22 protein-coding genes are annotated in these 22,594 nt (G+C 73.3%); 5 read left to right on the top strand and 17 right to left on the bottom strand.

Annotated elements, in window-relative coordinates; genetic code table 11:
• Window positions 1-8: 8 nt before the first annotated feature.
• The 5 genes from A6A27_RS23720 to A6A27_RS23700 form a co-directional block, all read right to left on the bottom strand.
• Window positions 9-752 (bottom strand): uracil-DNA glycosylase, encoded by a 744-nt coding sequence (locus A6A27_RS23720; RefSeq protein ID WP_338013305.1) that lies wholly within the window; start codon window positions 750-752, stop codon window positions 9-11.
• Window positions 745-1,431, bottom strand: coding sequence for a dienelactone hydrolase family protein (locus A6A27_RS23715; protein WP_073836856.1), 687 nt, complete (start codon window positions 1,429-1,431; stop codon window positions 745-747). Before A6A27_RS23715 ends, A6A27_RS23720 begins: the two co-directional genes overlap by 8 nt.
• Before the next feature lie 112 nt (window positions 1,432-1,543).
• Window positions 1,544-2,041: an LppU/SCO3897 family protein gene (locus A6A27_RS23710; RefSeq protein WP_083672801.1), complete on the bottom strand. Its 498-nt coding sequence runs from the start codon at window positions 2,039-2,041 to the stop codon at window positions 1,544-1,546.
• Window positions 2,042-2,182: 141 nt separating this feature from the next.
• On the bottom strand, window positions 2,183-3,181 hold the full coding sequence (locus A6A27_RS23705; RefSeq protein ID WP_073836855.1) for an HAAS signaling domain-containing protein: 999 nt from the start codon (window positions 3,179-3,181) through the stop codon (window positions 2,183-2,185).
• Complete coding sequence (locus tag A6A27_RS23700; protein WP_073836854.1) at window positions 3,178-3,510, bottom strand: PadR family transcriptional regulator; 333 nt, start codon at window positions 3,508-3,510, stop codon at window positions 3,178-3,180. Before A6A27_RS23700 ends, A6A27_RS23705 begins: the two co-directional genes overlap by 4 nt.
• 347 nt (window positions 3,511-3,857) lie before the next feature.
• Between A6A27_RS23700 and A6A27_RS23695 the strand changes: the two genes are divergently transcribed.
• Window positions 3,858-4,547 carry a hypothetical protein gene (locus tag A6A27_RS23695; protein WP_073836853.1) on the top strand — a complete coding sequence of 230 codons (690 nt, stop codon included), beginning with the start codon at window positions 3,858-3,860 and terminating at the stop codon, window positions 4,545-4,547.
• Window positions 4,548-4,690: 143 nt separating this feature from the next.
• Here the strand turns inward: A6A27_RS23695 and A6A27_RS23690 are convergent, their stop codons facing one another.
• The 7 genes from A6A27_RS23690 to eno all read right to left on the bottom strand — a co-directional run bounded on the left by A6A27_RS23690 (window position 4,691) and on the right by eno (window position 10,628).
• On the bottom strand, window positions 4,691-5,125 hold the full coding sequence (locus tag A6A27_RS23690) for a peptidoglycan-binding domain-containing protein (protein ID WP_158074035.1): 435 nt from the start codon (window positions 5,123-5,125) through the stop codon (window positions 4,691-4,693).
• A 147-nt stretch (window positions 5,126-5,272) separates the two neighbouring features.
• A complete protein-coding gene (locus A6A27_RS23685) occupies window positions 5,273-6,202 on the bottom strand; it encodes a Ppx/GppA phosphatase family protein (RefSeq protein ID WP_073836851.1) in 930 nt (309 codons plus the stop codon).
• An 8-nt stretch (window positions 6,203-6,210) separates the two neighbouring features.
• Window positions 6,211-7,500, bottom strand: a complete 1,290-nt coding sequence (locus A6A27_RS23680; RefSeq protein WP_083672799.1) for a hypothetical protein — start codon at window positions 7,498-7,500, stop codon at window positions 6,211-6,213.
• Window positions 7,501-7,533: 33 nt separating this feature from the next.
• Complete coding sequence (locus A6A27_RS23675) at window positions 7,534-8,043, bottom strand: amino-acid N-acetyltransferase (RefSeq protein ID WP_073836850.1); 510 nt, start codon at window positions 8,041-8,043, stop codon at window positions 7,534-7,536.
• A gap of 1 nt (window position 8,044) precedes the next feature.
• Complete coding sequence (locus A6A27_RS23670) at window positions 8,045-8,602, bottom strand: DUF501 domain-containing protein (protein WP_073836849.1); 558 nt, start codon at window positions 8,600-8,602, stop codon at window positions 8,045-8,047.
• 83 nt (window positions 8,603-8,685) lie between these two features.
• A complete protein-coding gene (locus A6A27_RS23665) occupies window positions 8,686-9,315 on the bottom strand; it encodes an FtsB family cell division protein (protein WP_073836869.1) in 630 nt (209 codons plus the stop codon).
• 29 nt (window positions 9,316-9,344) lie between these two features.
• Window positions 9,345-10,628, bottom strand: a complete 1,284-nt coding sequence (gene eno / locus A6A27_RS23660) for a phosphopyruvate hydratase (RefSeq protein ID WP_073836848.1) — start codon at window positions 10,626-10,628, stop codon at window positions 9,345-9,347.
• Between the two features lie 232 nt (window positions 10,629-10,860).
• Between eno and A6A27_RS23655 the strand changes: the two genes are divergently transcribed.
• Window positions 10,861-11,556: a hypothetical protein gene (locus A6A27_RS23655; RefSeq protein ID WP_073836847.1), complete on the top strand. Its 696-nt coding sequence runs from the start codon at window positions 10,861-10,863 to the stop codon at window positions 11,554-11,556.
• Window positions 11,553-12,518 carry an NAD(+) diphosphatase gene (locus A6A27_RS23650; protein ID WP_241825420.1) on the top strand — a complete coding sequence of 322 codons (966 nt, stop codon included), beginning with the start codon at window positions 11,553-11,555 and terminating at the stop codon, window positions 12,516-12,518. The genes A6A27_RS23655 and A6A27_RS23650 overlap by 4 nt, the downstream gene beginning before the upstream one ends.
• Before the next feature lie 18 nt (window positions 12,519-12,536).
• Here the strand turns inward: A6A27_RS23650 and A6A27_RS23645 are convergent, their stop codons facing one another.
• The 4 genes from A6A27_RS23645 to mfd all read right to left on the bottom strand — a co-directional run bounded on the left by A6A27_RS23645 (window position 12,537) and on the right by mfd (window position 19,746).
• A complete protein-coding gene (locus A6A27_RS23645; protein ID WP_073836846.1) occupies window positions 12,537-14,156 on the bottom strand; it encodes a DUF885 domain-containing protein in 1,620 nt (539 codons plus the stop codon).
• Window positions 14,157-14,246: 90 nt separating this feature from the next.
• A complete protein-coding gene (locus tag A6A27_RS23640) occupies window positions 14,247-15,233 on the bottom strand; it encodes a nucleoside triphosphate pyrophosphohydrolase (RefSeq protein ID WP_073836845.1) in 987 nt (328 codons plus the stop codon).
• 2 nt (window positions 15,234-15,235) lie between these two features.
• Window positions 15,236-16,000 (bottom strand): hypothetical protein, encoded by a 765-nt coding sequence (locus A6A27_RS23635; protein ID WP_073836844.1) that lies wholly within the window; start codon window positions 15,998-16,000, stop codon window positions 15,236-15,238.
• Between the two features lie 101 nt (window positions 16,001-16,101).
• Window positions 16,102-19,746, bottom strand: coding sequence for a transcription-repair coupling factor (gene mfd / locus A6A27_RS23630; protein WP_073836843.1), 3,645 nt, complete (start codon window positions 19,744-19,746; stop codon window positions 16,102-16,104).
• A 421-nt stretch (window positions 19,747-20,167) separates the two neighbouring features.
• On the opposite strand from mfd, the gene A6A27_RS23625 reads away from it, so the two are divergent.
• Entirely contained in the window at window positions 20,168-21,082 is a 915-nt protein-coding gene (locus A6A27_RS23625) for a cyclase family protein (protein WP_073836842.1), read from the top strand.
• A gap of 174 nt (window positions 21,083-21,256) precedes the next feature.
• Window positions 21,257-21,478: a winged helix-turn-helix domain-containing protein gene (locus tag A6A27_RS23620; RefSeq protein WP_083672797.1), complete on the top strand. Its 222-nt coding sequence runs from the start codon at window positions 21,257-21,259 to the stop codon at window positions 21,476-21,478.
• On the opposite strand, the gene A6A27_RS23615 is transcribed toward A6A27_RS23620, so the two are convergent.
• Window positions 21,472-22,512 (bottom strand): S66 family peptidase, encoded by a 1,041-nt coding sequence (locus A6A27_RS23615; RefSeq protein WP_073836841.1) that lies wholly within the window; start codon window positions 22,510-22,512, stop codon window positions 21,472-21,474. The two genes, A6A27_RS23620 and A6A27_RS23615, sit on opposite strands and share 7 nt — an antisense overlap.
• Window positions 22,513-22,594 lie beyond the last annotated feature (82 nt).

The raw sequence follows: 22,594 nt of genomic DNA, 5'->3' as shown, positions 1-22,594 counted from the left end.
CGCAATCCTCAGTCGTCCACCCCGGCCAACCGCTTCGCCCGGGCGAACACGTCGTCCAACATCGCTGGTGTCAGCCGCCCGGTGAAGGTGTTCTGCTGGCTGACGTGGTAGCAGCCGAGCAGCGCCGGCACGGACGTGCCGGACCAGTGTGCCCCATGACCGAACGCCGGGCGCGGAGTGGGCGGGCGCTGTCCGTACACGTCGCGCAGGACCGGCCACCATGCGGCCCAGGCGAACGCCCCCAGCGCCACCACGACACGCAGCGTGGGCCGGAGCAGCGCGACCTCCCGGTGCAGCCAGGGCGCGCAGGTGTCGCGCTCGGTCGGGGTGGGTTTGTTGTCCGGCGGCGCGCAACGGACCGCAGCGAAGATCCGGGTGTCGCGCAGGGTCAGGCCGTCGTCGGCGGCGACGCTGGTCGGCTGGTTGGCCAGCCCGGCCCGGTACAGCGCGGCGAACAGCACGTCGCCGGAGCGGTCGCCGGTGAAGATCCGGCCGGTGCGGTTGCCGCCGTGCGCGGCAGGTGCCAGGCCGAGGATGGCGATCCGCGCATCGGGCGCACCGAAGCCGGGCACCGGCCGGCCCCAGTACTCCTGGTCGCGGAAGGCCGCCCGCTTCGTCCGGGCCACCTCCTCCCGCCAGGCGACCAGCCGAGGGCAGGCGAAGCAGTTGCTGACCTCGGCGTCGAGGTCGGCCAGATCGGTCGCCCGCGCGGCGCGGGCGACCACCTCGGCGGGGGTACGCGGTTCAGCCAAGCTTGGCCCGGAAAAGCTCGAGGGTGCGGGCCCAGGCGGTGGCGGCGGCGCGCTGGTCGAAGTGCTCCGGCCGGTCCTCGTTGAAGAACGCGTGCGAGGTGCCCGGGTAGTCGTAGGTCTGGCAGGCCCCGCCGGCCGCCTCGATGGCCCGGCGTACGCTCTGCACCCCGTCGGCGGCGGAGAGGCCGTCCGCCTCGGAGCAGTGGATGAGCGCGGCCTTGCCCGCGTAGTCGGCCCAGTCGGCGCGCATGCCGTCCCAGGGCAGGCGCGGGTAGAAGCCGGCGGTGGCGACGATCCGGTCGGAGAAGGTCCCCGACCAGAGGGCCAGGCTGGCGCCGGCGCAGAACCCGGCGCAGCCGATCCCGCCGGCCACCTCCGAGCGGCCGGAGAGATAGTCCGCCGCGGCGGCGATGTCGGTGGCCGCCTCGTCCATCTGCGCGCTGTTCAGCATCTGCCGGGGCTCACTCGGCTTGCTGGCCGGACCGCCATGGCGGAAGTCCGGCGCGAGGGCGACGAAGCCGGCCTCGGCGAAGCGGTCCACCACCGCCCGCACGTGGGGCACCAGACCCCACCAGTCCTGGATGACGATGACCGCCGGGCTGGCCGCACCGCCGGAGGGTATCGCGAGATACCCCTCGCTCGTCCCTCCGTTGCCGGTGAAGCTCACCATCTCGCCCATTGGCTCGTCCTCCTAGCGGTCAGTCATCGTTGGCTGGTCGCCCAGTGGGTGTTACGTGCCGGTAGCGTGCCACGCTCCCGGCAGCCCGGGGAAGACGCCGGCAGAGTGGCATTCACCTCCCGTTCGCCTGGCGGACCAGACAGAGCAGGTAGCCGTCGCCGTCGTCGCCGACGCGATACAGGACGTACCCGTCGTCGCCCGGCCGGAAGTACGGCTCGCACGCCGCCGCCGAGCGGGTACGGGCCGCCGCCGGGTCCTGCACCCGGCCGACCACCGCGTACGCCGCGGCGGCCGAGTCGCAGCGGACCACCCGCGCATCGTCGGCCGCCTTCGCCTCGACGCCGGCGACGGTGGGCAGCTCGGCCACGCAGTCACCGATCCTCGCCTCGGCGGTGCCGTCACCGCCGCCGAAGACGTCGCGCAGGTCGCCACTCGGGCCCACCTTGATCAGAAATCCCACCAGCAGGGCGGTGGCGACGCCGAGGAGCAGCACGACCACGCCCAGCACGGCGCCGAGACGGGACGGGGCGGCCGGATCGCGGGCAGGTTCCGACGGCGGGGTCCCGTCGGTTGCGGGCTCGGCGGAGGAGAGGGTGGCCGGCTCTGACACGGAGGTCCTTTCACGGGAGTCGACGAGCAGACGACACCGTAGCGACCGGGACCGGACCGCGCCGCCCCTCCCCTGCCAATTGGTCCATCATGGACACGAAGCGGGGCGTCCGTCGGTCGACGGACGCCCCGCGGCGAGGAGTCAGCGCGTCGGTACCGGCCCCGGGTCGGCCGATTCCGACCCCCCGGGCGGCGGGGTGGCGGTCGGCGTGGTGGAGGCCGTGGGGCCGCCGGTCGGCGCGGGCGACTCGGTCGGGGCCGGGGACGCCGGCGACGCCGTCGGGGGCGGGGCGGCCGGCCGGGGCGCGAAGGGGGCTCGGTCCGGGCAGTACGGATAGACGTTGCGCGGCGGGTACTGGCCGCTGTCGACGCAGGTGGGGTAGCCGAGCCGGATCGGCACGCCGTTCTGGTCGAAGAGCCGGGCGTTCCGCACCAGGCGCCCCTCCTCGTCGTAGACGAAGACGTCCTCGATCGAGTCGTACGGGTTGCCGACCGAAACCCCCGAGTAGGGCCCGAAGTCGTCCGAGCGGGCGTGCTGGTCCACGTTGAGCAGCGCGGCGAAAGCGAAGAGCAGCAGGGCGGCCGTACCGAGCCGCAGCAGCCGGCGCGGCCAGCCCCGGATGCCGACGGAGTGGCGGCCCAGCCAGATCGAGGCGAGCACCGTGCCGGCGAGCAGGAACAGGCCGGCCAGCACGCTGCCGCTGAGCCGGGGCAGCAACCCGGACGGCTCGCCGAGCGCGGCGGAGATCAGCAGCGCGGCGAGCCACCCGCGGACCAGCCACCACGCCGGGCGCAGCGGGCGGAGGAACTCACTCGCCATGGCGTACCCGAGGAGGGGGCCGAGTCGGGTGTCGAGGCCGCGCAGCCCGGCGGAGATCCGAGCGCGGGCGGCGGCGAACCGGCGGTCCACGGACGCTTGCCCGCCGGCCCCGTCCGCGCCGGCGGCGGCTCGCAGCTCGGCCGCGTACGCCTCCGGCGTGCCCAGCCGGTCGACCAGCGTGCCGTCGGTCTCCGCGGCGACCTCGGTGAGGTGTTCCGCCAGGTCCTCGGTCAACTCGTCGCGGACGGCGGGCGGCAGGTCGGCCAGGGCGGTCCGCACCCGCTCGACGTAGTCCGCGATCTCCTGCCCAGTGACGGTCATGCCGCCATCCCCCGATCGTCGAGCAGTGCGTCCATGGTGGTGGCGAAGGAGCGCCAGGTCTTGCCGGAGCGGGTGAGCTGATCCCGGCCGGCGGCGTTGAGGGCGTAGTACTTGCGGTGCGGGCCGGACTCGCTCGGCACCACGTACGCGGTCAGCAGGCCGGCGGCGAAGAGCCGGCGCAGGGTGCCGTAGACGGAGGCGTCGCCGACCTCCTCCAGGCCGGCCTCGCGCAGCCGGCGGAGGATGTCGTAACCATAGCCGTCCTCGTCCTTGAGCACGGCGAGAACGGCCAGGTCGAGCACGCCCTTGAGGAGCTGCGTCGTATCCACGCGTTGCACGGTACTGTGGATTACACAGTACCGTCAAGAAAACAGTAGTTCTCCCGCGAGTTGGACCTCGCGGCTCTCGCCGACGGAAAAGGGGGTCCAGTCGAGCCCGTCGCCGCCGCCGAGCCCCGGTCAGATCGCGGTAGCAGCGGCGGCTGCCTCGAAGTCGTCGGAGCGAATGTTCGGCCTGACGCGCTCGACGGTCACCAGATGAGGCCCGGCCGCGCTGCATCACTCAGGGAATCCGCAGTGTGACGGCCTGCCCGCCAAAACCGGATACATGCTGTGCTGGCACTTAAGTTCTCCTTACGTGCCTGCTGATTCACGAGGATGGTCGGTACCTTGCCCCGATGCGACACATCGGAACCGTGATCGCCGCAGCCATCGTGGGCCCGTCGGCCTGGATCCTCTTCGCCCTTGGGCAGGACCGGTCGGCGCAGGCGTTCGCAGACGCACAGAACGGCGGCGCGCTGGACGGCGGTGATCTCGTCCGGCCCGCGCTCGTGCTGGCGGCGGCTGGGATCCTGCTCGGGCTCGTCGCCACGCTCCGGATCTCCCCGCTGGGCGCGACGCTGACCGGCTTGTTCTACTCGGCAAGTTACCTGGGCCTGCTGGTCAGCCCGACCTCGCTGATGAAACTCCTCGACCACGAACCGACTCTGGCCGGCTACCAGGTCGACCTGGCAGCCCCCGTCCGGACCGGGACGACCCTGCTGGTGGGCTCGCTGTTGCTCGTCGCGGTCGTGAGCGTCCGCCGCTGGCAGCGGTGGCCGCAACCCGAAGCCGACGGACCTGGAGCGTTGCAGCCGGACGAGATCCTCTCGCCCGCAACGCAACCGGACCGCCCGCTGGGCGTGGACGGTCTCGGCCTGGGCACGCCGAGCAGGACCCCCGAGCCGGAACTGGTACGGGCCGGCAGTTCGAGCGGGGCCGGTCGTTCGGACGGGACCGGCGCTTCGGACTGGGCTGGCTCACTGTCGGGCGGTGCCGGGGACCGGCCCGGGCGGTCGTCGGACTGGCCGCGCCAGCCGTCGAGGTGAACCGGCAGATCTTGTGATGCCGCATTTTGGGGACACCGGTGCCGCGCACATCGCCACCGAGGTAGAGGTGGGTCAGCTTGTCCTGACCCACCTCTACCTCCCACCTCGCCTATCCCGGCGCGGGCTGCCGGTCCGGCAGGAACTCAGCTGACGCGGCGGCAGGGGTCCCCGTAGTCGGGGTCGACGTGCAGCATCGCCTTCCGGGTGTTCGGCCCGTAGACCCCGTCCGCCGAGGTGCGGGCGACCTTCTGCACCTCGATCAGCGCCTTCTGCGTGTTGCCGCCGAAGTTGCCGTCGACAATCAGCGGGTAGACGCCGACGGCCCTGAGCGTGCCCGGGTAGCAGTCGTTCATCGTGTCCTGCAGCCGGGCCACCCCGTCACTGACGTTCCCGCGCACCATGTTGCAGTCGACCGAATTGGTCGACGCGGCGGGCACCAGGGCTCCCTGATAGGTAACAGACTTCACGCAGGTCGGCGTCGCGGCGGACGCCGGGCCGGAGCCCACCAACTGGACGGAACCGCTGGCCACCACCAGCAGAACCGCCGCAACCGCTCGCCGAACAACACGCTTCGACATCCACGCTCCTCCCCGTAATGATGCATCGATAAGCATCTTCGCGAGACAGTAGCAGGGGTTTTCCTGTTCCATCGACCGCAATGACATTCTTCCGATTCAATGCATCGGGGTGAAAACCGGTTCATCGAACCCGGTTGGTCCAACCTGCTACTGCAGGCTCCAGGCGATGCCGTCGAGGATGTCGTGCTCGGAGGCGACGACCGACGGCATGCCGGCGCGCCCCATGATGACCCGGAGCACCAGGGCGCCCGCGCCGATCACGTCGGCGCGGCCGGGGTGCATCACCGGGATGGCCAGCCGCTGCGCGCTGCTCTTCGCCAGCAGGTCGGCGGTGACCTCGGCGACCTGGTCGTACGACACCCGGGCGTGGTGGATGCGCTCCGGCTCGTACGCCTGGAGGCCCTGGGCGATGGCGACGACGGTGGTGACCGACCCGGCGAGCCCGACCAGCGTGGCGGCCTCGCGCCCCGGCACCGCCGCCAGCGCGCGGTCCACCGCCACGGCGATGTCGGCCTGCGCGGCCGCGATCTCGTCGAGGCTCGGCGGGTCGCTGTGCAGGTGGCGCTCGGTCATCCGGACGCAGCCGATGTCCACCGAGACGGCCGCCTCCACCCGGCCCTCGCGGGCGCCGACCACGAACTCGGTCGATCCACCGCCGATGTCGACCACCAGGTACGGCGGCCGGGCGTCGGCGGGCAGCCCGCGCACCGCGCCGGTGAAGGACAGCCGGGCCTCCTCGTCGCCGGTGACCACCTCGGGCGGCACGCCGAGGGTCTGCTCGACCATCGCCCGGAAGTCGGCGGCGTTGCTGGCGTCCCGGGTCGCCGAGGTGGCGCACATCCGGACCCGCTCCGCGCCGAACTTCTCGATCTCGGCCGCGTAGTCGGCGAGCGCCACCCGGGTCCGCTCGATCGCCTCCGGCGCGAGCCGGCCGGTCCGGTCGACGCCCTGGCCCAGCCGGACGATCTCCATACGGCGGCTCAGATCCACCAGCGGCGCCTGCGGGCCGGCCTCCCGGTCGGGCAGGTCGGCGACCAGCAGCCGGATCGAGTTGGTCCCGCAGTCGATGGCAGCCACGCGCGTCGTCACGGCAGCAACCCTACGGCAGCCGGACGTGCCCTCGCGGGCGCGCCGGACAGCCGGCGACGGCGCCACCGCAGCAGCTCGGGCAGCCAGGGCAGCGCGGCGACCAGCGCCAGCAGGCTGAGCAGCGGGAGCCGCCACCACCCGGAGACGGTCGCCGGGGGCGGTTCCGGCGCCGGCGACACCCACGGACGGGCGGTCTTCGACCAGGCCAGGAAGGCGTCGCCGACCGGCAGCAGGCCCAGGGCGTACCGCTTGGTGTGCGGGGTGTCCACCGGCAGGCCGACCAGTTCGCCGTAGTTGGCCAGCGCGCTGGCCAGCGCCGCGTCCCCCTGCACCTGGGCCGCGCCAAGGGTGACGACGGTGGCCGAAAAGCTCACCCCGAGCGGCAGCGGCCCGGAATCCACGTCGGCCGGTCCGTCCGTCCCACGCGGGTACTCGCGCGTGGCCGGGCCCAGGCTCAGCGGCGACACCACGTACAGCTCGCGGAAGCGCAGGTACTGGGCGCGGGCGAAGGCCGGGTCGATCTCGCCGATGAAACGGTGGATGAGACTCTGCGAGGTGGCCCGGGCCACCTCGGCCGGGGCGCCGGTGGCGAGGTCGACGCGGTGCGGCATCAGCCCGGTCCGGGGATCCAGCCGCTGGCGTACGCCGTCCAGCCAGCGCCGAACCGCCGGGTCGAAACGGGGCGGCAGCAGCGAGTCGTGCAGCCGGAGCGAGGCGACCGCTACGGTCGAGTCCACCGGCCACGCCTGCCCCGGGTACGCCGGCAGATACGGCGAGGCCGAAGCGTCGAACGCGGCGGCGAGGGCGGCCGAGGCGCCGGCGAAACGGCGAACCTCGGCCGGGTCACGGTGCTGCGGCGCCTGGAGCGCCAGCACCCCGCCGCGCAGCCAGTTCGTCCAGCCCTGATAGAAGACTCCGTACGCCGGGGCGAGGTCGGGGCTGAACGGAGCCCGGCCGGCCGGCGACTCCAGCCGTTCCAGCGCCCAGCGGGCCTCCCGCAGCGCGGTGTCCCGCTCCCCGTGCGCCGCGCGCAACCCGCTGTCCACCCGGGCCAGCCCGTAGAGGACGTGGGCGAAGAACCAGCCTTCCGGGAAGAGCGCCTGCGCGTCGTCGCCCGCGCCCCCGTCCAGCGCCTGCCGGAGGAAGGTGAGCTGCCTCGCCACGCCGGGTGCGTCGCCGGTCGGGCCGGGCGCGGTGGCCGGCGCGACGAGGCGTACCGCCCCGAGCAGGGCGGCGAGGCTGACCAGGCCCGCCGCGACGCGGCCGGCCCATCGCATGATCCGCACCGGGACAGCGTGCCGCAACCGGTCAAGCGGTCGTCACAGGCGCAGCAGCATGCGGATGTTGCCGAGGGTGTTCGGCTTGACCCGTTCCAGGTCGAGGAACTCGGCCACGCCCTCGTCGTAGGAGCGGAGCAGTTGCTCGTAGACGGGCTGCGGCACCGGCGCGCCGTCGATCTCCTGGAACCCGAACGAACCGAAGAACCGGGTCTCGAAGGTCAGCACGAAGATCCGGGCCACCCCCAGCTCCCGGGCGGCGTCGATCAGCTCGCCGACGATCCGGTGCCCGATCTTGCGGCCCCGGCAGGTCGGGTCGACCGCCACCGTACGGATCTCAGCCAGGTCCTCCCACATCACGTGCAGGGCGCCGCAGCCGACCACCGCGCCGTCCCTCACCGCCACCCGGAACTCCTGCACGTCCTCGTAGAGGGTGACGGTGGCCTTGCTGAGCAGCCGCCGGTCGTCGGTGTAGGTGTCGACGAGCCGCCGGATGCCGCGTACGTCGGAGGTGCGGGCCCGGCGGACCACGATCTCGTCGGCGGCCCTCATCTCACTCCGCCGCCGGGACGTCCACGCACGGACCAGCCGCCCACCACTTCTCCACCAGGGCGAGGGTCTCGTCGCCGAACGGGTTGACCCCCGGCCCGGCGGCGAGCGCGTGCCCGAGGTGGACGTGCAGGCACTTCACCCGGCCGGGCATGCCGCCGGCCGAGATGCCGGCGATCTCTGGCACCTGGCCGATCGCCTCCCGCCGGGCCAGGTAGTCCTCGTGCGCGGCCCGGTAGCGGGCGGCCAACTCCGGGTCGGCGGCCAGCCGCTCGGCCATCTCCTTCATCAGCCCAGCCGACTCCAGCCGGCTGCACACGGCCGTCGCCCGGGGGCAGGTCAGGTAGAACAGCGTCGGGAAGGGGGTTCCGTCGGCCAGCCGTGGCGTCGTCTCGACCACGTCGGGCAGGCCGCACGGGCAGCGGTGGGCCACCGCCCGAGTGCCGCGGGGCGGGCGTCCGAGCTGCGCGGCCACCGCGGCCAGGTCGGCCTCGGTGGCCGGTTGCCGCTCGGGCGAGGGTACGGAATCCGCCGCCGGATCCTGCGGTGGTACGACGCTCACGGTGTCGCCTTTCGTTCGCGACTGCGGGGCTCGCAGAACCGGCTCGCTCCTCGCGCTCACGGTGTCGCCTTTCGGGGTGGTGCCTAGTTGGTCGGGCGCTCGGCGTTGGCCGCCTGCACGCTGGACCACAGGGTGTCGTACCAGGCGTCGGGCTGCTTCGGCGGCCCCGGCTTCGCACCCTTGCCGGCGTCCCGGGCGGCCCCCTCCGGGTCGGAGAGCACCACCAGCAGGGTCTCCCCCGGCCGGCCCATGAAGAAGCGCTCCCGGGCCTGCGTCTCGATGTACGCCGGGTCCTTCCACTTGGCCGCCTCGGCGGTGAGGTCCTCGATCCGCTTCCGCTGGTCGACCTGGGACGCCTCCATCCGCTCGATGTCGGCCTGCTGGTCGAGGTAGACCCGGACCGGATAGGTGTACGCCAGGGCGAGCGCGATCAGCACCGCGAAGAGCACGGTGGCGCGCCCGGTGAAGCGCCGGGGTTGGGGTGCGGTGAGCCGCTTGACGGTGCCCCCGGCGGCCGTACGTCGGGCCGCCGCGGGACGGCTCGCGGAGCGAACGCCATCGGTGCCGCGGACGCCGCCGGACGACCGTCCGGCGGCCCGCGGCTCGGCGCGGACGCCACCCTCGCGGGCCGACGTCCGGGCACCGCCTGGCCGGCCGGTCTGACCCGGCCGACGGACGGGACGTTGACCACCCGGTGTGCGGCGCTGCTGCATCGTCACACCCCTCCCCCGGAGCTCTCCGCTCAGGCCGAACGGTAGCGCGGGAACGCGCCGGCGCCGGCGTACCGCGCCGCGTCGGCCAGCTCCTCCTCGATCCGCAGGAGCTGGTTGTACTTGGCGACCCGGTCGGACCGGGCCGGGGCACCGGTCTTGATCTGGCCGCAGCCGGTGGCGACCGCCAGGTCGGCGATGGTGGTGTCCTCGGTCTCGCCCGAGCGGTGGCTCATCATGCAGGCGAAGCCGGCCCGGTGGGCCAGGTTCACCGCGTCCAGGGTCTCGGTGAGCGAGCCGATCTGGTTGACCTTCACCAGCACCGCGTTGGCGGCCTTCTCGGTGATGCCCCGGGCGATCCGCTGCGGGTTGGTGACGAAGAGGTCGTCGCCGACGATCTGGATCCGGTCGCCGAGCGCCGCGGTCAGGGTGGCCCAGCCGCTCCAGTCGTCCTCCGACAGCGGGTCCTCGATGGACACGATCGGGTAGTCGCCGACGAGCTTGGTGTAGTAGTTGCTCATCTCCTCGGCGCTCTTGCTGGCCCCCTCAAACGTGTAGGTGCCGTTGTCGAAGAACTCGGTGGCGGCCACGTCGAGGGCGAAGACGATGTCGGTGCCGAGCCGGTAGCCGGCCTTCTCCACCGCCTCGGCGATCAGGTCCAGCGCGGCGGCGTTGGTCGGCAGGTTCGGGGCGAAGCCGCCCTCGTCGCCGAGGCCGGTCGACAGGTCCTTCTTCTTCAGCACCGACTTCAGCGCGTGGTAGACCTCGGCGCCGGAGCGCAACGCGTCGCGGAAGGTGGGCGCGCCGATCGGCGCGATCATGAACTCCTGGATGTCCACGTTCGAGTCGGCGTGCGCGCCGCCGTTGAGGATGTTCATCATCGGCACCGGCAGCAGGTGCGCGTTCGGCCCGCCCAGATAGCGGAAGAGGCTCAGCTCGGCGCTGCCCGCGGCGGCCTTCGCCACGGCCAGGGAGACGCCGAGAATCGCGTTCGCGCCCAGCTCGGCCTTGTTGTCGGTGCCGTCGAGGTCGAGCATCTTCTGGTCGATCAGCCGCTGCTCGCTGGCCTCGTACCCGATCAGCTCGTCGACGATCTTGTCCTCGATGTTGGTGACCGCCTTCTCGACACCCTTGCCCAGGTAGCGGTCCTTGTCACCGTCGCGCAGCTCGATCGCCTCGAACGCGCCGGTGGAGGCGCCGGACGGCACCGCGGCGCGGGCGATCGTGCCGTCGTCGAGCCCGACCTCGACCTCGACCGTCGGGTTGCCCCGCGAGTCCAGGATCTCCCGGGCGACGATTCCCTCGATGGTTGCCACTGAGTCGCTCCTCGTTTGTGTGTTCCGGTCCGGTATGGGCCGCGACGGTGCGGCTGAGGCAGGTGTTGAACGCAGCGTATCGGGCCCCCGAGGTACGCACGCCGGGGCCCGGCGGACCGCAACGCTCAGTGACGACCCCCGCGGTCCCGCCACGACGGACATTCCCGAAATCCCGGGCGTCAACCGGCAACGGGTTTGCGAGAGGTTGCCCCGATCGACAAGGCTGGGCGCCATGCCCGCCGCCTCGACGACTCTTCGCGCGCTCGCCGCCTCGATCATCGCGTCGCTCACGGTCACCGGCTGTCAGACCCTCGACGACGCCGGGGTCGCGCTCGGGCGGGCCGACCTCGTCAACGACCTGGCCGCCCGGATGGACCGGGCCCTGGAGCAGACCTGGGCGGCCGACTACCAGCTCCCAGGCGGGCGCACCGCCTCGATCGCCCAGACCGCGAAGCCGCTCCGCTCGGCGTACACCTGGCCGGACGGCAAGATCACGGTGACTCAGGAGGCGGTGACCCGCTGCGCGACCGCCGGCAGGCGTACCTCCTGCGAGGTGTCGCCGCCGGTGCTGACCGCCGGCAAGCCGTCGGTGATCGTCTACACCGAGGCCCGCCAGCACGGTCAGGTCACCCCGCCAGCGGTGATCCGGCTGCTCACCGACGCGGCCCTGGACACCCAGGCGACCATCGAGCAGAGCGACACCACCCTGGCCGGCCGCCACGCCACCTGCGTCGACGTCACCCGCGCCGGCCAGCGCTTCACCGCCTGCGTCACCACCGAGGGGGTGCTCGCCAGCTTCACCGGCGCCCTCGACGGCAAACCGGCGGAGATCACGCTGAGCCGTTACACCGACACCGTCGAGGCGGCCAGCTTCGACGTGCCGGCCGGCGCGGGCGTGGTGGACCGCCGCCGCCCTGAGACCTCGTGACCGGGCGGCCCGAAGAAGCCGCTGCCGCGACCGGATCCAGGGCCGGGACCGAGGCGCCGGCCGGCATCGACACCCCTGCGGCATCCGGCGACGCGGCACCCGCCGCCGACGCGCTGGCCACCAGGGCCCGGGCCGGCGGGGGTGGATTCGTCCCGGGCGCCGACCAGACCCGACCCCCGGCGCCCGGCGACCTGGCGTTGCCGGTGACCGGACGCCGGCTGCTGACCGGGCCGGACGGGTTCCTCCGGATCGGTGACCTGCCCACCGGCCTCGACTGGGTGCCGGTGGGGACGCTCGACGGCGTGCCGGCCTGGGCGGCCGAGGTGGCCGACGCCGAGGCACTGCCCGGCCGCTGGCGCGGCTGGCGGGGCATCGCCGCCGAACTGCCGGAACAGCTGGCCACCCCGGCCGGACGGGCCCTCGCCGTGATCACCTGGCGGCGTACGCACCGGTGGTGCGGGGCGTGCCGGACGGAACTGGCCGACGTGCCGGGCGAGACCGCCCGCCGCTGCCCCGGCTGCGACCTGACGGTGTTCGTGCCGCTCTCCGTCGCGGTGCTCGTGGCGATCACCCGTCCCGGGCGGGCCGGCGGCCCCGACGAGCTGCTGCTGGTGCGGCACGCCTACGGGCCGACGGAGCTGTGGGCGCTGGTGGCCGGCTTCGTGGAGGCGGGCGAGTCGCTGGAGGCGGCCGTGCACCGCGAGGTCGGCGAGGAGGTCGGGCTCAGCATCGGGCGACCGTCCTACGTCGACAGCCAGCCCTGGGCGATGTCCGGGCCGGGCACCCTGCTCGCCGGCTTCACCACCCCGGTGACCGGCCCGGACGCCGAGCCGGTGATCGACGCGAAGGAGCTGACCGAGGCCCGCTGGTTCCCGGTGGACACGCTGCCGGCCGAGCTGCCACCGGCGTACTCCCTCTCGCGCTGGCTGATCGACGCGGCCGCCGCCCGCCCTCGGCCCTGAACCCGCACGCCCGGCCGGTCAGATCCCCAGCAGGGTACGCAGGTGCCGCGGCGGCGGGCAGTCGTGCGCGAGCATCGCGTCGTGCCACTCGCGGACCGACACCCCCTCCGGGCGCGAGCGGGCGATGTCGGCCAGCTCGCTGTAGCCCACGAAATAGGTCGAGAGCTGGGTGGAGGTGAGCAGCGCCCGCCGCCACTTGCCGGCCGCCTCGCCCTCCTCCTGGAAGCCGCGCCCGGTCATCAGCGCCATCGCCTCCGCCTCGGGCAGGTCGTCGCAGTGCACGAGCTGGTCGAGCAGCGCGTTGATGGTCATCCGGAGCTGCATCTTGAGCTGCTGGAGGCGAACCGGCAGCCCACCGAACCCCAGGCCGGTCATCAGCTCCTCGGTGTAGACCGCCCAGCCCTCGACGAACACCCCCGACTCGGTGAGCGGCCGGACCCGGGTCGGGCCGGCGTACCGGCGGGCGTGGGCGAGCTGGAGGAAGTGCCCGGGCATCGCCTCATGCACGGTCAGGTTGCGGATCATGTGGTCGTTGTATTCGCGGTAGAACGACTCGACCCGCTGCGCCGACCAGTCCGCCGGGGTGGGCGCGATGCAGTAGAACGTCGGCACGTTCGCCGTCTCCAGCGGGCCCGGCGAGTCGCAGTAGGCCACCGCCACACCCCGGGCGAACTCCGGCATCTCCTGGATCACACACGGGTCGTCGACCAGAGTGACCAGGTCGTGCGCGCGGACGAAGTCGGTCGCCTCGTCCAACGTGACCGAGGCCAGGTCCACGATAGTGGCGTCGTCGGGGTGCTCCGCGGCGAGCAGGTTCAGGGCCCGGCGTACCGTCTCGTCGTCGGTCGGGCCACCGACCAGCTCGACGGCCGCCTCGCGGATCTCCGCGGTGACCCGGTCCAGGTTGTCCCAGGCGCGGCGCTGCACCTCGGCGGCGCTCAGCTCGGTGTCGAGGGTGTGCCAGAGCCGGGCCTCCCAGCGCCGCCGGCCCAGCCGCGGGTCACGACCCGGGCCCGCGTCGGCGGAGAGGCCCATCCGCAGCCAGGCCACGAACTCCTCCAGCGCGGCAATCGCCGCGGTGGCCGCCGGCTCCACCCGGCCGTACATCGCCGGCGCCTCGGCCAGCAGCCCGGGCAGCTCGTCGCGGATCAGCGCCGCCGTGCCGGTGAACTGACCGACCGCCGTCTCGGCGTGGATCCGCGGCATGTCGCGCAGCGTCGCGCGCGCGGTCGCCAGGGCATCGGGTACGGCCGCGAGCCGCCCGGCCAGCGAGGCCAGCCGCTCCTCGGCGGGCGCGAACGGGCGGGCCAGCAGGGCGTGCAGCAGCGGGCCCGGGTTGTGCCGCAGCGGGTCCCACTCGTACGCACGGATCTCCGTCGCCTCGAACAGCTCCCGGTCGACCATGCTGCTGAGCAGCGCGTGGTCGACCCGCTCCTCGACGTCCAGCGAGTCCGGGTCCAGCTCGGAGAGCGCGTCGGCCGCGTCCCGGAGCATCGCCTGGTCGGCCGCTCGGGCGTCGGCGGAGAGGTCGGGCAGCCGGTCGTCGTAGCGGTGGTCCCCGGCCGACGTGGCCAGCCCCGGCCGGCTCTCCAGCAACGCCTCGACGATCTGCTCCGCCAGCGGCACGAACGCTTCCATACCGACGACCCTACCGATCTTCGCCGACGTTCTCGTTGATCAAGAGGTTTGCGTCTGTCGGAGCGCTCGTTCCGGCCGCGAACTTCTTGATCAACTCGGCTCGCGCTGGGTGGACTCGGCGGCGCGGACGGCGTCGGCGTACGCCAGGGTGGTGCGGCGGAGAGCCGCCTCGGGGTCGATGGCCGCCTGCCGGGCGGCGGCGACCGTGGCCAAGAGGCTGGCGCCGAGGCGGGCCTCGGGATCCACCTGGGAGTCGGCGAGCGGTGGCGGCACGGCGAGACCGATCCGGCCGGCCCGGTCCAGGATCTTCGCGGCCAGGGCGAGCGCCGGTTGGCTCATCGCGATGCCGTCCAGCACCGACGCGCGCGCCTTCTCGGCCCGCTTGATCCGTTCCCAGGCCGCCTCGATCTCCTCGATCGAGCCGGCCTGCTCACCGGAGAAGACGTGCGGGTTGCGGCGGACCATCTTGTCGACCAGGCCGCCGGCCACGTCGTCGACTGTCCAGCGCTTCCCGTCCGGCAGCTCCTCGGCGAGCCGGGCGTGCAGCAGCACCTGGAGCAGCACGTCGCCCAGCTCCTCGCGGAGCGCGTCGGTGTCGTCAGCGCTGATCGCGTCGTACGCCTCGTAGCACTCCTCCAGCAGGAAGCCGGCGAGGCTGCGGTGGGTCTGCGCCCGCTTCCACGGGTCACCGCCCGGGGAGGCGAGCCGGTCCATCACCTCGACCGCGTCGAGCAGCCGGGCGCCCGGCGGATCCCAGGACCCGTACTGCAGCTCCAGCTCGGCCAGGCCCGGCTGGCGCGCCAGCCGCAGCCCCAGTTCGCGGGCCAGCGCCTCGTCGCCGGCCGGCCCGGCCAGCCAGACCACGGTGCCGTGCTCCGCCACCGCGTCGAGCAGAGCCTGGGTGGCGCCCTCGGTCACGACGGTGACCTCGGCGCCCGCCGCCCCGACCGCCCTGGTCAGCTCGCTCTCCGCGCCGGCCAGCACCGGCGCGGAGCGTACGACGTCCCAGGCGGACGCGGTCAGCAGACCGGCCGGGAGCCTGGGCGAGGTGACCAGCAGGACGATCCGGGCGGTCATGCTCAGGGTGCGACCGTGCCGGCCGACTCGGTGACCGCCGGCTCGGGCTTGGAGACGTCGGTCACCGAGTCGGAACCGGGCTCGCCCAGCGGCACGCTCACCGCGGCCTGCCCGGCGGCGAAGCTGAGCAGCGGGATCTCCAGCGGGCGGTACCGGGGGCTGACACTGACCTCGTAGCCGGTGATCGCGTCGGCCAGCACCTTCTTGCTGCCCAGCGCCCCGCGCAGCTGGTCGCCGTCGAGCTGGGCGGCGGCCTGCTGGACGGTCACCTCGGCCGGGATCACCCCGGCCGCCTTGCCGGCGGCGACCACCTCGGCGAGGTCCTGCTCGGTCGGCGCGACCGGCTCGGGGGCGGGCAGGCTGTTCATGCAGTTGGTCAGGTCGGCCACCCGCTCCGCGTACGCGGTGTCGGCGGGGACGCCGAGCTGCGGGGCGATCTGGCTCGCGGTGACCCGCTGCGGCGGCGGCTGGTAGCCCTTGTCGTCGGCGAGCCGCTGGCACACGTCGAGCAGCACCAGGTTGCTGACCAACTGGGTGCGGGTGGGCATCCGCACCTCGGCTGGCGCGGCCTGCTCCGGGCCGGCGCTCGGCTCCGCGCTGGGGGTGGGCACCTCGGCCCGCAACTCGTCGAGCAGGCGGGTCACCGCATCCTCGGTGATGCGGTGGTCACCGACGTAGGCGGCGACTCCCGGCTCGGAACGGCAACCGGCGAGGGCGACGAGACCCACCGCCACACTGGCGGCGGCGACAAGACGGCGAGCACGCATGACGGCCACTCTCTCATGCCCGGCAGGCAGCTGTGACGCCGCCCACCCCGCCGGGGCTCACCGCGCCGCCGCTCCGACCGGCTGTCCCCCGCCCGCCGCGCTCATCGGGCCGCCGCTCCGGCCGGCTGCGCCGCGACCGGCTCGCCCAGCACGTCCCTGAGAAGTTGGGCGCACCACTCCAGCAGCGCTTGGTCGCGCAGCGGCTCGCCGCCGACCCGGCGGGTGCTCGGCCGGGGCACGCTGACCTGGTCGAGCGCCTGCTTGTAGACCGAATCCGGGTGGTAGCGCTTGAGCCGCAGCTGCTTCGAGTCGGGCAGCGGCAGCGGGCTGAACCGGATGTGCTTGCCCTGCATCGAGACGTCGGCCAGGCCGTACTGCCGGGCCAGCAGCCGGAACCGGGCCACCGCGACCAGGTTCTGCACCGGCGCGGGCGGTTCGCCGTAGCGGTCGGTCATCTCGGCGACCACCTCGCGCAGCCGCTCCTCGTCGCGGGCCTCGGCGAGCTTGCGGTACATCTCCAGGCGCAGCCTCTCCACGCCGACGTAGTCGTGCGGCAGGTGCGCGTCGACCGGCAGGTCCACCTTGACCTCGGTCTCCTCCTCCGCGTGCTCGCCCTTGAAGGCGGAGACCGCCTCGCCGACCATCCGGACGTACAGGTCGAAGCCGACGCCCTCGATGTGGCCGGACTGCTCGCCGCCCAGCAGGTTGCCGGCGCCCCGGATCTCCAGGTCCTTCATCGCCACGTACATGCCGGCGCCCAGCTCGGTGTGCTGGGCGATGGTGGTCAGCCGCTCGTGCGCGTTCTCGGTCAGCGGCCGGTCCGCGGGATAGAGGAAGTACGAGTACGCCCTTTCCCGACCGCGGCCGACCCGGCCCCGGATCTGGTGCAGCTGGGCCAGGCCGAGCAGGTCGGCCCGCTCCACGATCAGCGTGTTCGCGTTCGGGATGTCGATGCCGGACTCCACGATCGTGGTGCAGACCAGGACGTCGAAATCCTTCTCCCAGAAGCCGACCATCACCTTCTCGAGCGCTTCCTCGCCCATCTGGCCGTGCGCCACCGCGACCCGGGCCTCGGGCACCAGCTCGCGGATCCGGCGGGCCGCCCGCTCGATCGACTCGACCCGGTTGTGCAGGTAGAACACCTGACCGTCGCGGAGCAGCTCGCGGTGCACGGCGGCGGCCACCTGCCGCTCGTCATACGCCCCGACGGCGGTGAGCACCGGGTGCCGCTCCTCCGGCGGGGTGGCGATGGTGGACATCTCCCGGATGCCGGTGATCGCCATCTCCAGCGTGCGCGGGATCGGGGTGGCCGACATGGCCAGCACGTCGACCGAGGCGCGCAGGGTCTTCAGGTGCTCCTTGTGCTCGACGCCGAAGCGCTGCTCCTCGTCGATGATGACCAGGCCGAGCTGCTTGAACCGGGTGGCCGCCTGGAGCAGCCGGTGGGTGCCGATGACGATGTCGGCGGTGCCGTCGGCGACCATCGCCAGCGTCTGCTCGGCCTCCTTCGGCGTCTGGAACCGGGACAGCTGCCGGATGGTGATCGGGAACTGGCTCATCCGCTCGGCGAACGTGTTGTAGTGCTGCTGCACGAGCAGGGTGGTGGGCACCAGCACGGCCACCTGCTTGCCGTCCTGCACCGCCTTGAACGCCGCGCGGACCGCGATCTCGGTCTTGCCGTACCCGACGTCGCCGCAGATCAGGCGGTCCATCGGGACCGTCTGCTCCATGTCCCGCTTGACCTCTTCGATCGCCGCGAGCTGGTCCGGCGTCTCCTGCCAGGGGAAGGCGTCCTCCAGCTCCCGCTGCCACGGGGTGTCGGCGCCGAACGCGTGCCCCTTGGACGCCTTGCGGGCGGCATAGAGCTGGATGAGCTGGGCGGCGATCTCGCGGACCGCCTTGCGGGCGCGCGCCTTCGACTTCTGCCAGTCCGAGCCGCCCATCTTGTGCAGGGTGGGCTGCTCGCCGCCGACGTACCGGGAGAGCTGGTCGAGCTGGTCGGTGGGGACGAAGAGCCGGTCGCCCGGCTGGCCGCGCTTGCTCGGGGCGTACTCGATGACCAGGTATTCCCGGGAGGCGCCGTTGACCGTGCGCTGCACCAGCTCGACGTACCGGCCGATGCCGTGCTGCTCGTGCACCACGTGGTCGCCGGCCTTGAGCTCCAGCGGGTCGATCGTGTTGCGCCGTCGGCTGGGCAGTTTGCGCATGTCCCGGGTGGAGGCGCCCCGGCCGCCGGTCACGTCGTTGCCGGTGAGCAGCACGAACCGGGACGCCTCGTCGACGAAGCCGGCGGTCAGGCAGCCGCAGGAGACCAGCAGCTCGCCGGGGGCGGGCGCGGCGGGCACCTCCTCGGTGAGCCGGGCGCCGAGCCCGGCGTCGCGGAGCACCTCGACGGCCCGCTGGGCGGGGCCGTGCCCCTCGAAGACCAGCGCGATCGACCAGCCCTCGCCGGCCCAGCGCTTGAGGTCGTCGACCACCCGGGCGGTCTCGCCGTGGTAGAGCGGCGCCGGCTGGGCGGCCAGGATCACCGCGATCGCGTCGTCGGGGGTCACGTCGACCTCGGTGGGCTCGTCCTCCCAGGGCTGCCGGGCGGGCGCGGCCTCCGCCTCCACCAGCCCGAACGGCGCGAGGGTCCACCAGGGCTGGCGCAGGGCGCGGGCGGCCGTGCGTACGTCGGCCAGGGTCCGGAAGGCGGCGGCGCCGAGGTCGACCGGGGCCTGCCCCCCGACGGCGGCCGCGGCCCAGCTCGCCTGGAGGAACTCATCGGAGGTACGCACCAGGTCGTGCGCCCGGGTGCGGATCCGCTCCGGGTCGCAGAGCAGCACGTGGGTGCCGGCCGGCATGCAGTCCAGCAGCAGCTCCATCGAGCCGGCGCCGATCAGCGCCGGGGCGAGCGACTCCATCCCCTCGACCGGGATGCCCTCGGCCAGCTTGTCGAGGATCTCGGCCAGCTCGGGGTGCTCCTCGGCCAGCGCGGCGGCCCGCCGGCGCACCGCCGGGGTGAGCAGCAGCTCCCGGCACGGCGGCGCCCAGAGCTGCGGAACCTGCTCGATGGTCCGCTGGTCGGCGACTGCGAAGGTGCGAATCTCCTCGACCTCGTCGCCCCAGAACTCGACCCGGGACGGGTGCTCGTCGGTGGGCGGGAAGACGTCCAGGATGCCGCCCCGGACGGCGAACTCGCCCCGCTTGGTCACCAGGTCGACCCGGGCGTACGCCATGTCGGTGAGCCGGCGGGCGACCTCCTCCAGGTCCGCCTCGTCACCGGCGGTGAGCTGCACCGGCTCCAGGTCGCCGAGCCCCTTGAGCTGCGGCTGCAGCAGCGACCGGACGGGCGCCACCACCACCCGCAGCGGCCCGGTCCGCCCGTGCGCGTCGGCCGACTCGGGGTGCGCCAACCGGCGCAGCACGGCCAACCGCCGCCCGACGGTGTCGGAGCGGGGCGAGAGCCGCTCGTGTGGCAGCGTCTCCCAGGACGGGAAGATCGCCACCTGCTCCGGCGGCAGCAGGCTGCCCAGCGCGGACGCCAGGTCCTCGGCCTCCCGGGTGGTGGCGGTGACGGCAAGCACTGGCCGCCCGGCGCCGCCCACCGGCTCGTCCGCGGCGACGGCCGCCACCGCGAACGGACGCAGCGCGGCCGGAGCGGTGAGGTCGAGGCCGTCGACCTGCGCGGCACCGGAGCGCGCCAGGTCACGCGCCCGGGCCAACCCCGGGTCGGCCAGGGCGGCGGAGAAGAGTCCGGTGAGCATCTGTGATCACATCCAGGAGGTCAACGCACGGCGACGACCCCGCGTCCAGCCGGACGGGGGGTGCACCGTTCGAGACTATCCCCCTCCCCGGACATTCCGGGCCCCAGCCGCCGCCCACCCGCGCCCCGCGCCCCGCGCCCGCCTGCGCCCGCCCCCGCTCCCAAGATCCGCACGCCCACCGCGCCCCGCCCAAGATTCGCGCCCCGGGTCCCCGCATCCCGCACCGCCTCCAAGATCCGCGCCCCGGGCCCGCGCGCACCGCATCGCGCCCAAGATCCGCACTAATTCCCGGAAGTAGTGGCCTCCAGCGCTCGGGAGACCACTACTTCCGGGAAAGTGGGCGCTCCCGTGGCGGGGCGATGGTGGCGGGTGGCTGGGAAGGATCTTGACCACGGGCGGGAGGGCGTGGTGCGGTGACGGTATGGCAGCGGAGTACCGGGCGGTCTTCGACGCGGAGGTCGTCTTCGCCAACGGCGGCGGGTTGCGGACCGAGGGGTTCCGGTTGGACGTCCCCGGCCCGGAGATAGACGACGCGACGCTGGGCGCGCTCCTCGTCCGGCACCTCGGCCTGCTCATGGTGGGCGAGGTGCGGATCACCAACCGGACGGTCGTCGAGGAGCCGCACAAGGGCGGCCGGGCGGTCGCCGTTCCGGCCGGCGACGGCAGCCGGCGACTTGTCGAGCTGAGCCACGTGATCACCGACGGGATGATCACCCTGCCCGGCTGGCCGGCACCGCGGATCACCGACTGGCTCACCCGGGACGCGTCCCGGGCGAACTACGCCTCGGGCGTCGAGTTCCACGTCGCCCGGATCGACATGATCGCCAATACCGGCACCTACCTCGACACGCCCGCCCACCGTTGGGCCGACGGGGCCGACCTGGCCGGAACCCCGCTCGACCGCCTCGCCGACCTGCCCGGGATCGTGGTCCGGGTACCGCCCGGCACCCGGTCCGTGGACCGGCTGATGCTGGCCCCGTACGACGTGGCGGGGCGGGCGGTGCTGCTGCACACCGGGTGGGACACGCACTTCGGCACCGACCGGTACGCCGGCCCCGGCGCGCCCTACCTGGCCCGGGACGGTGCCGACTGGCTGGTCGACGCGGGCGCGTCCCTGATCGGCATCGACTCGATCAACATCGACGACATGACCCCGGCGGCGGCCGGCGAGCGCCCCGCGCACAGCGCCCTGCTCGCCGCCGGCATCCCGATCGTGGAGCACCTGACCGGCCTGGCGGCCCTGCCTCCGGAGGGGTTCCGGTTCACCGCCGCGCCGCCGCGGGTGGCCGGCATGGGCACCTTCCCGGTCCGCGCCTTCGCCATCGTCGACGCCTGATCCGATGCTCGCCCGGTCCGGCACCGCTCGCCGTGGTCAAGGTCCACTCCAGATGCGCGATGTTGCGGTATCCACTCCGGGCAGAGACCGCGATATCGCGCAACTGGAGTCGATGTGCGGCTCGGCGGCGGCAGCCGTGATCACATGGGCGGTACCTGCCACGGAAGTCAACCCATGCCTGCGTACACGAAGAAGCAACGCCTCATCGACACCCTGACCGAGCGCATTGAATCCGGCGAGTACCCGCCGGGCGCGAAGCTGCCCTCCGGCACCGAACTCTGCGCCGAGTTCGACGTGTCCCGCCAGGTGGTGCGCTCCGCCATCGACTGGCTCAAGGCACGCGGGCTCGTGGAAGGCGCACCGGGCGCCGGCGTGTTCGTCCGGGGCGGTCAGTAGCGCACCGAGATGCGGCGCTCGATCGCGTCGACCCGGACCTCCCCGCCGTACGGGATGATCAGCTGCGGATCGGTGTGCCCGAGATCGACGTCGAAGACCACCACTGGATCCTCGGCGTAGTCCGCCAGCGCCCGGGTGATCGCCTCCCGCTGCGCCTCGCCCCACTCCCGTCGCTGCTCCACCGTGTGCGGCTTGTCGAACTCCCACGCCTTGGCGCGGCCCACCAGCACCGCCGGGAAGCCGGCGAGCAGCTCCCGCTCGCCCATGTTGCGCAGGATCCGGAACACCTCGGTGGCCGAGGGCAACTCCTCCGACGTCTCGATGATCAGCACCTCACCCGCGTGGTCCGCCACCGCACCGACCCGGTCAGTGGCCAGCAACCAGTGCAGGATCTCCAGGTTGCCGCCCCAGGTGCGGCCCTGCACCACGGTCGCCGGCCCCTGCCAGCGCCACCCGGCGCCGGGGAACATCACCGGCTCGTACGCCAGGGTGGACGGGTCCCGCCAGTCGTTCGGCTGGTCGCCCCACTCGGCGGCCGGGGTCAGCTCGTACCAGCCGGAGGTGAACAGGGCGGCGCGCAGCGAGTCGAAGGTCAGCGGGTGCGGCTTGCCCGGCCGGCCGAGGTGCACCAGGACTGACCCGCCGTGGTACGCCACCATGCCCAGCCGGTAGAGGTGGTTGAGGACGTTGGTGTTGTCCGAGTAGCCGTAGTACGGCTTCGGGTTGGCCCGCAGCACCGCGTCGTCGAGATGCGGCGTGACCGTGATCAGGTCGTCCCCGCCGACGGTGGCGAGCACGGCGGTGATCGTCGGGTCGGCGAAGGCGGCGGTCAGGTCCCGCGCCCGGTCCCGCGGGTCGGCGCCCAACTGCCGGGTCGTCGGATACTCCACCGGCTCCATTCCGAACTCCTCGCGCAGCCGGCGCAGCCCCAGCTCGTACACGTGGGGGAAAAGGCCCGGCAGCCCGGCGGACGGGGAGACCACGGCGACCCGGTCGCCCGGCTTCGGCTTGGCGGGGTATCGCAACGACGTCATGCCCCCGACGCTATCGGCCGGGGCCAGCGGGTTTTCCGGGCGTCCGTCCGGCCGGCGGGCGCTCGTGCCGGCACGCCGTCGC

The organism is Micromonospora sp. CB01531 (assembly GCF_001905095.1).
Taxonomy (GTDB): Bacteria; Actinomycetota; Actinomycetes; order Mycobacteriales; family Micromonosporaceae; genus Micromonospora.
This window is presented reverse-complemented; position numbering and strand designations above follow the sequence as displayed.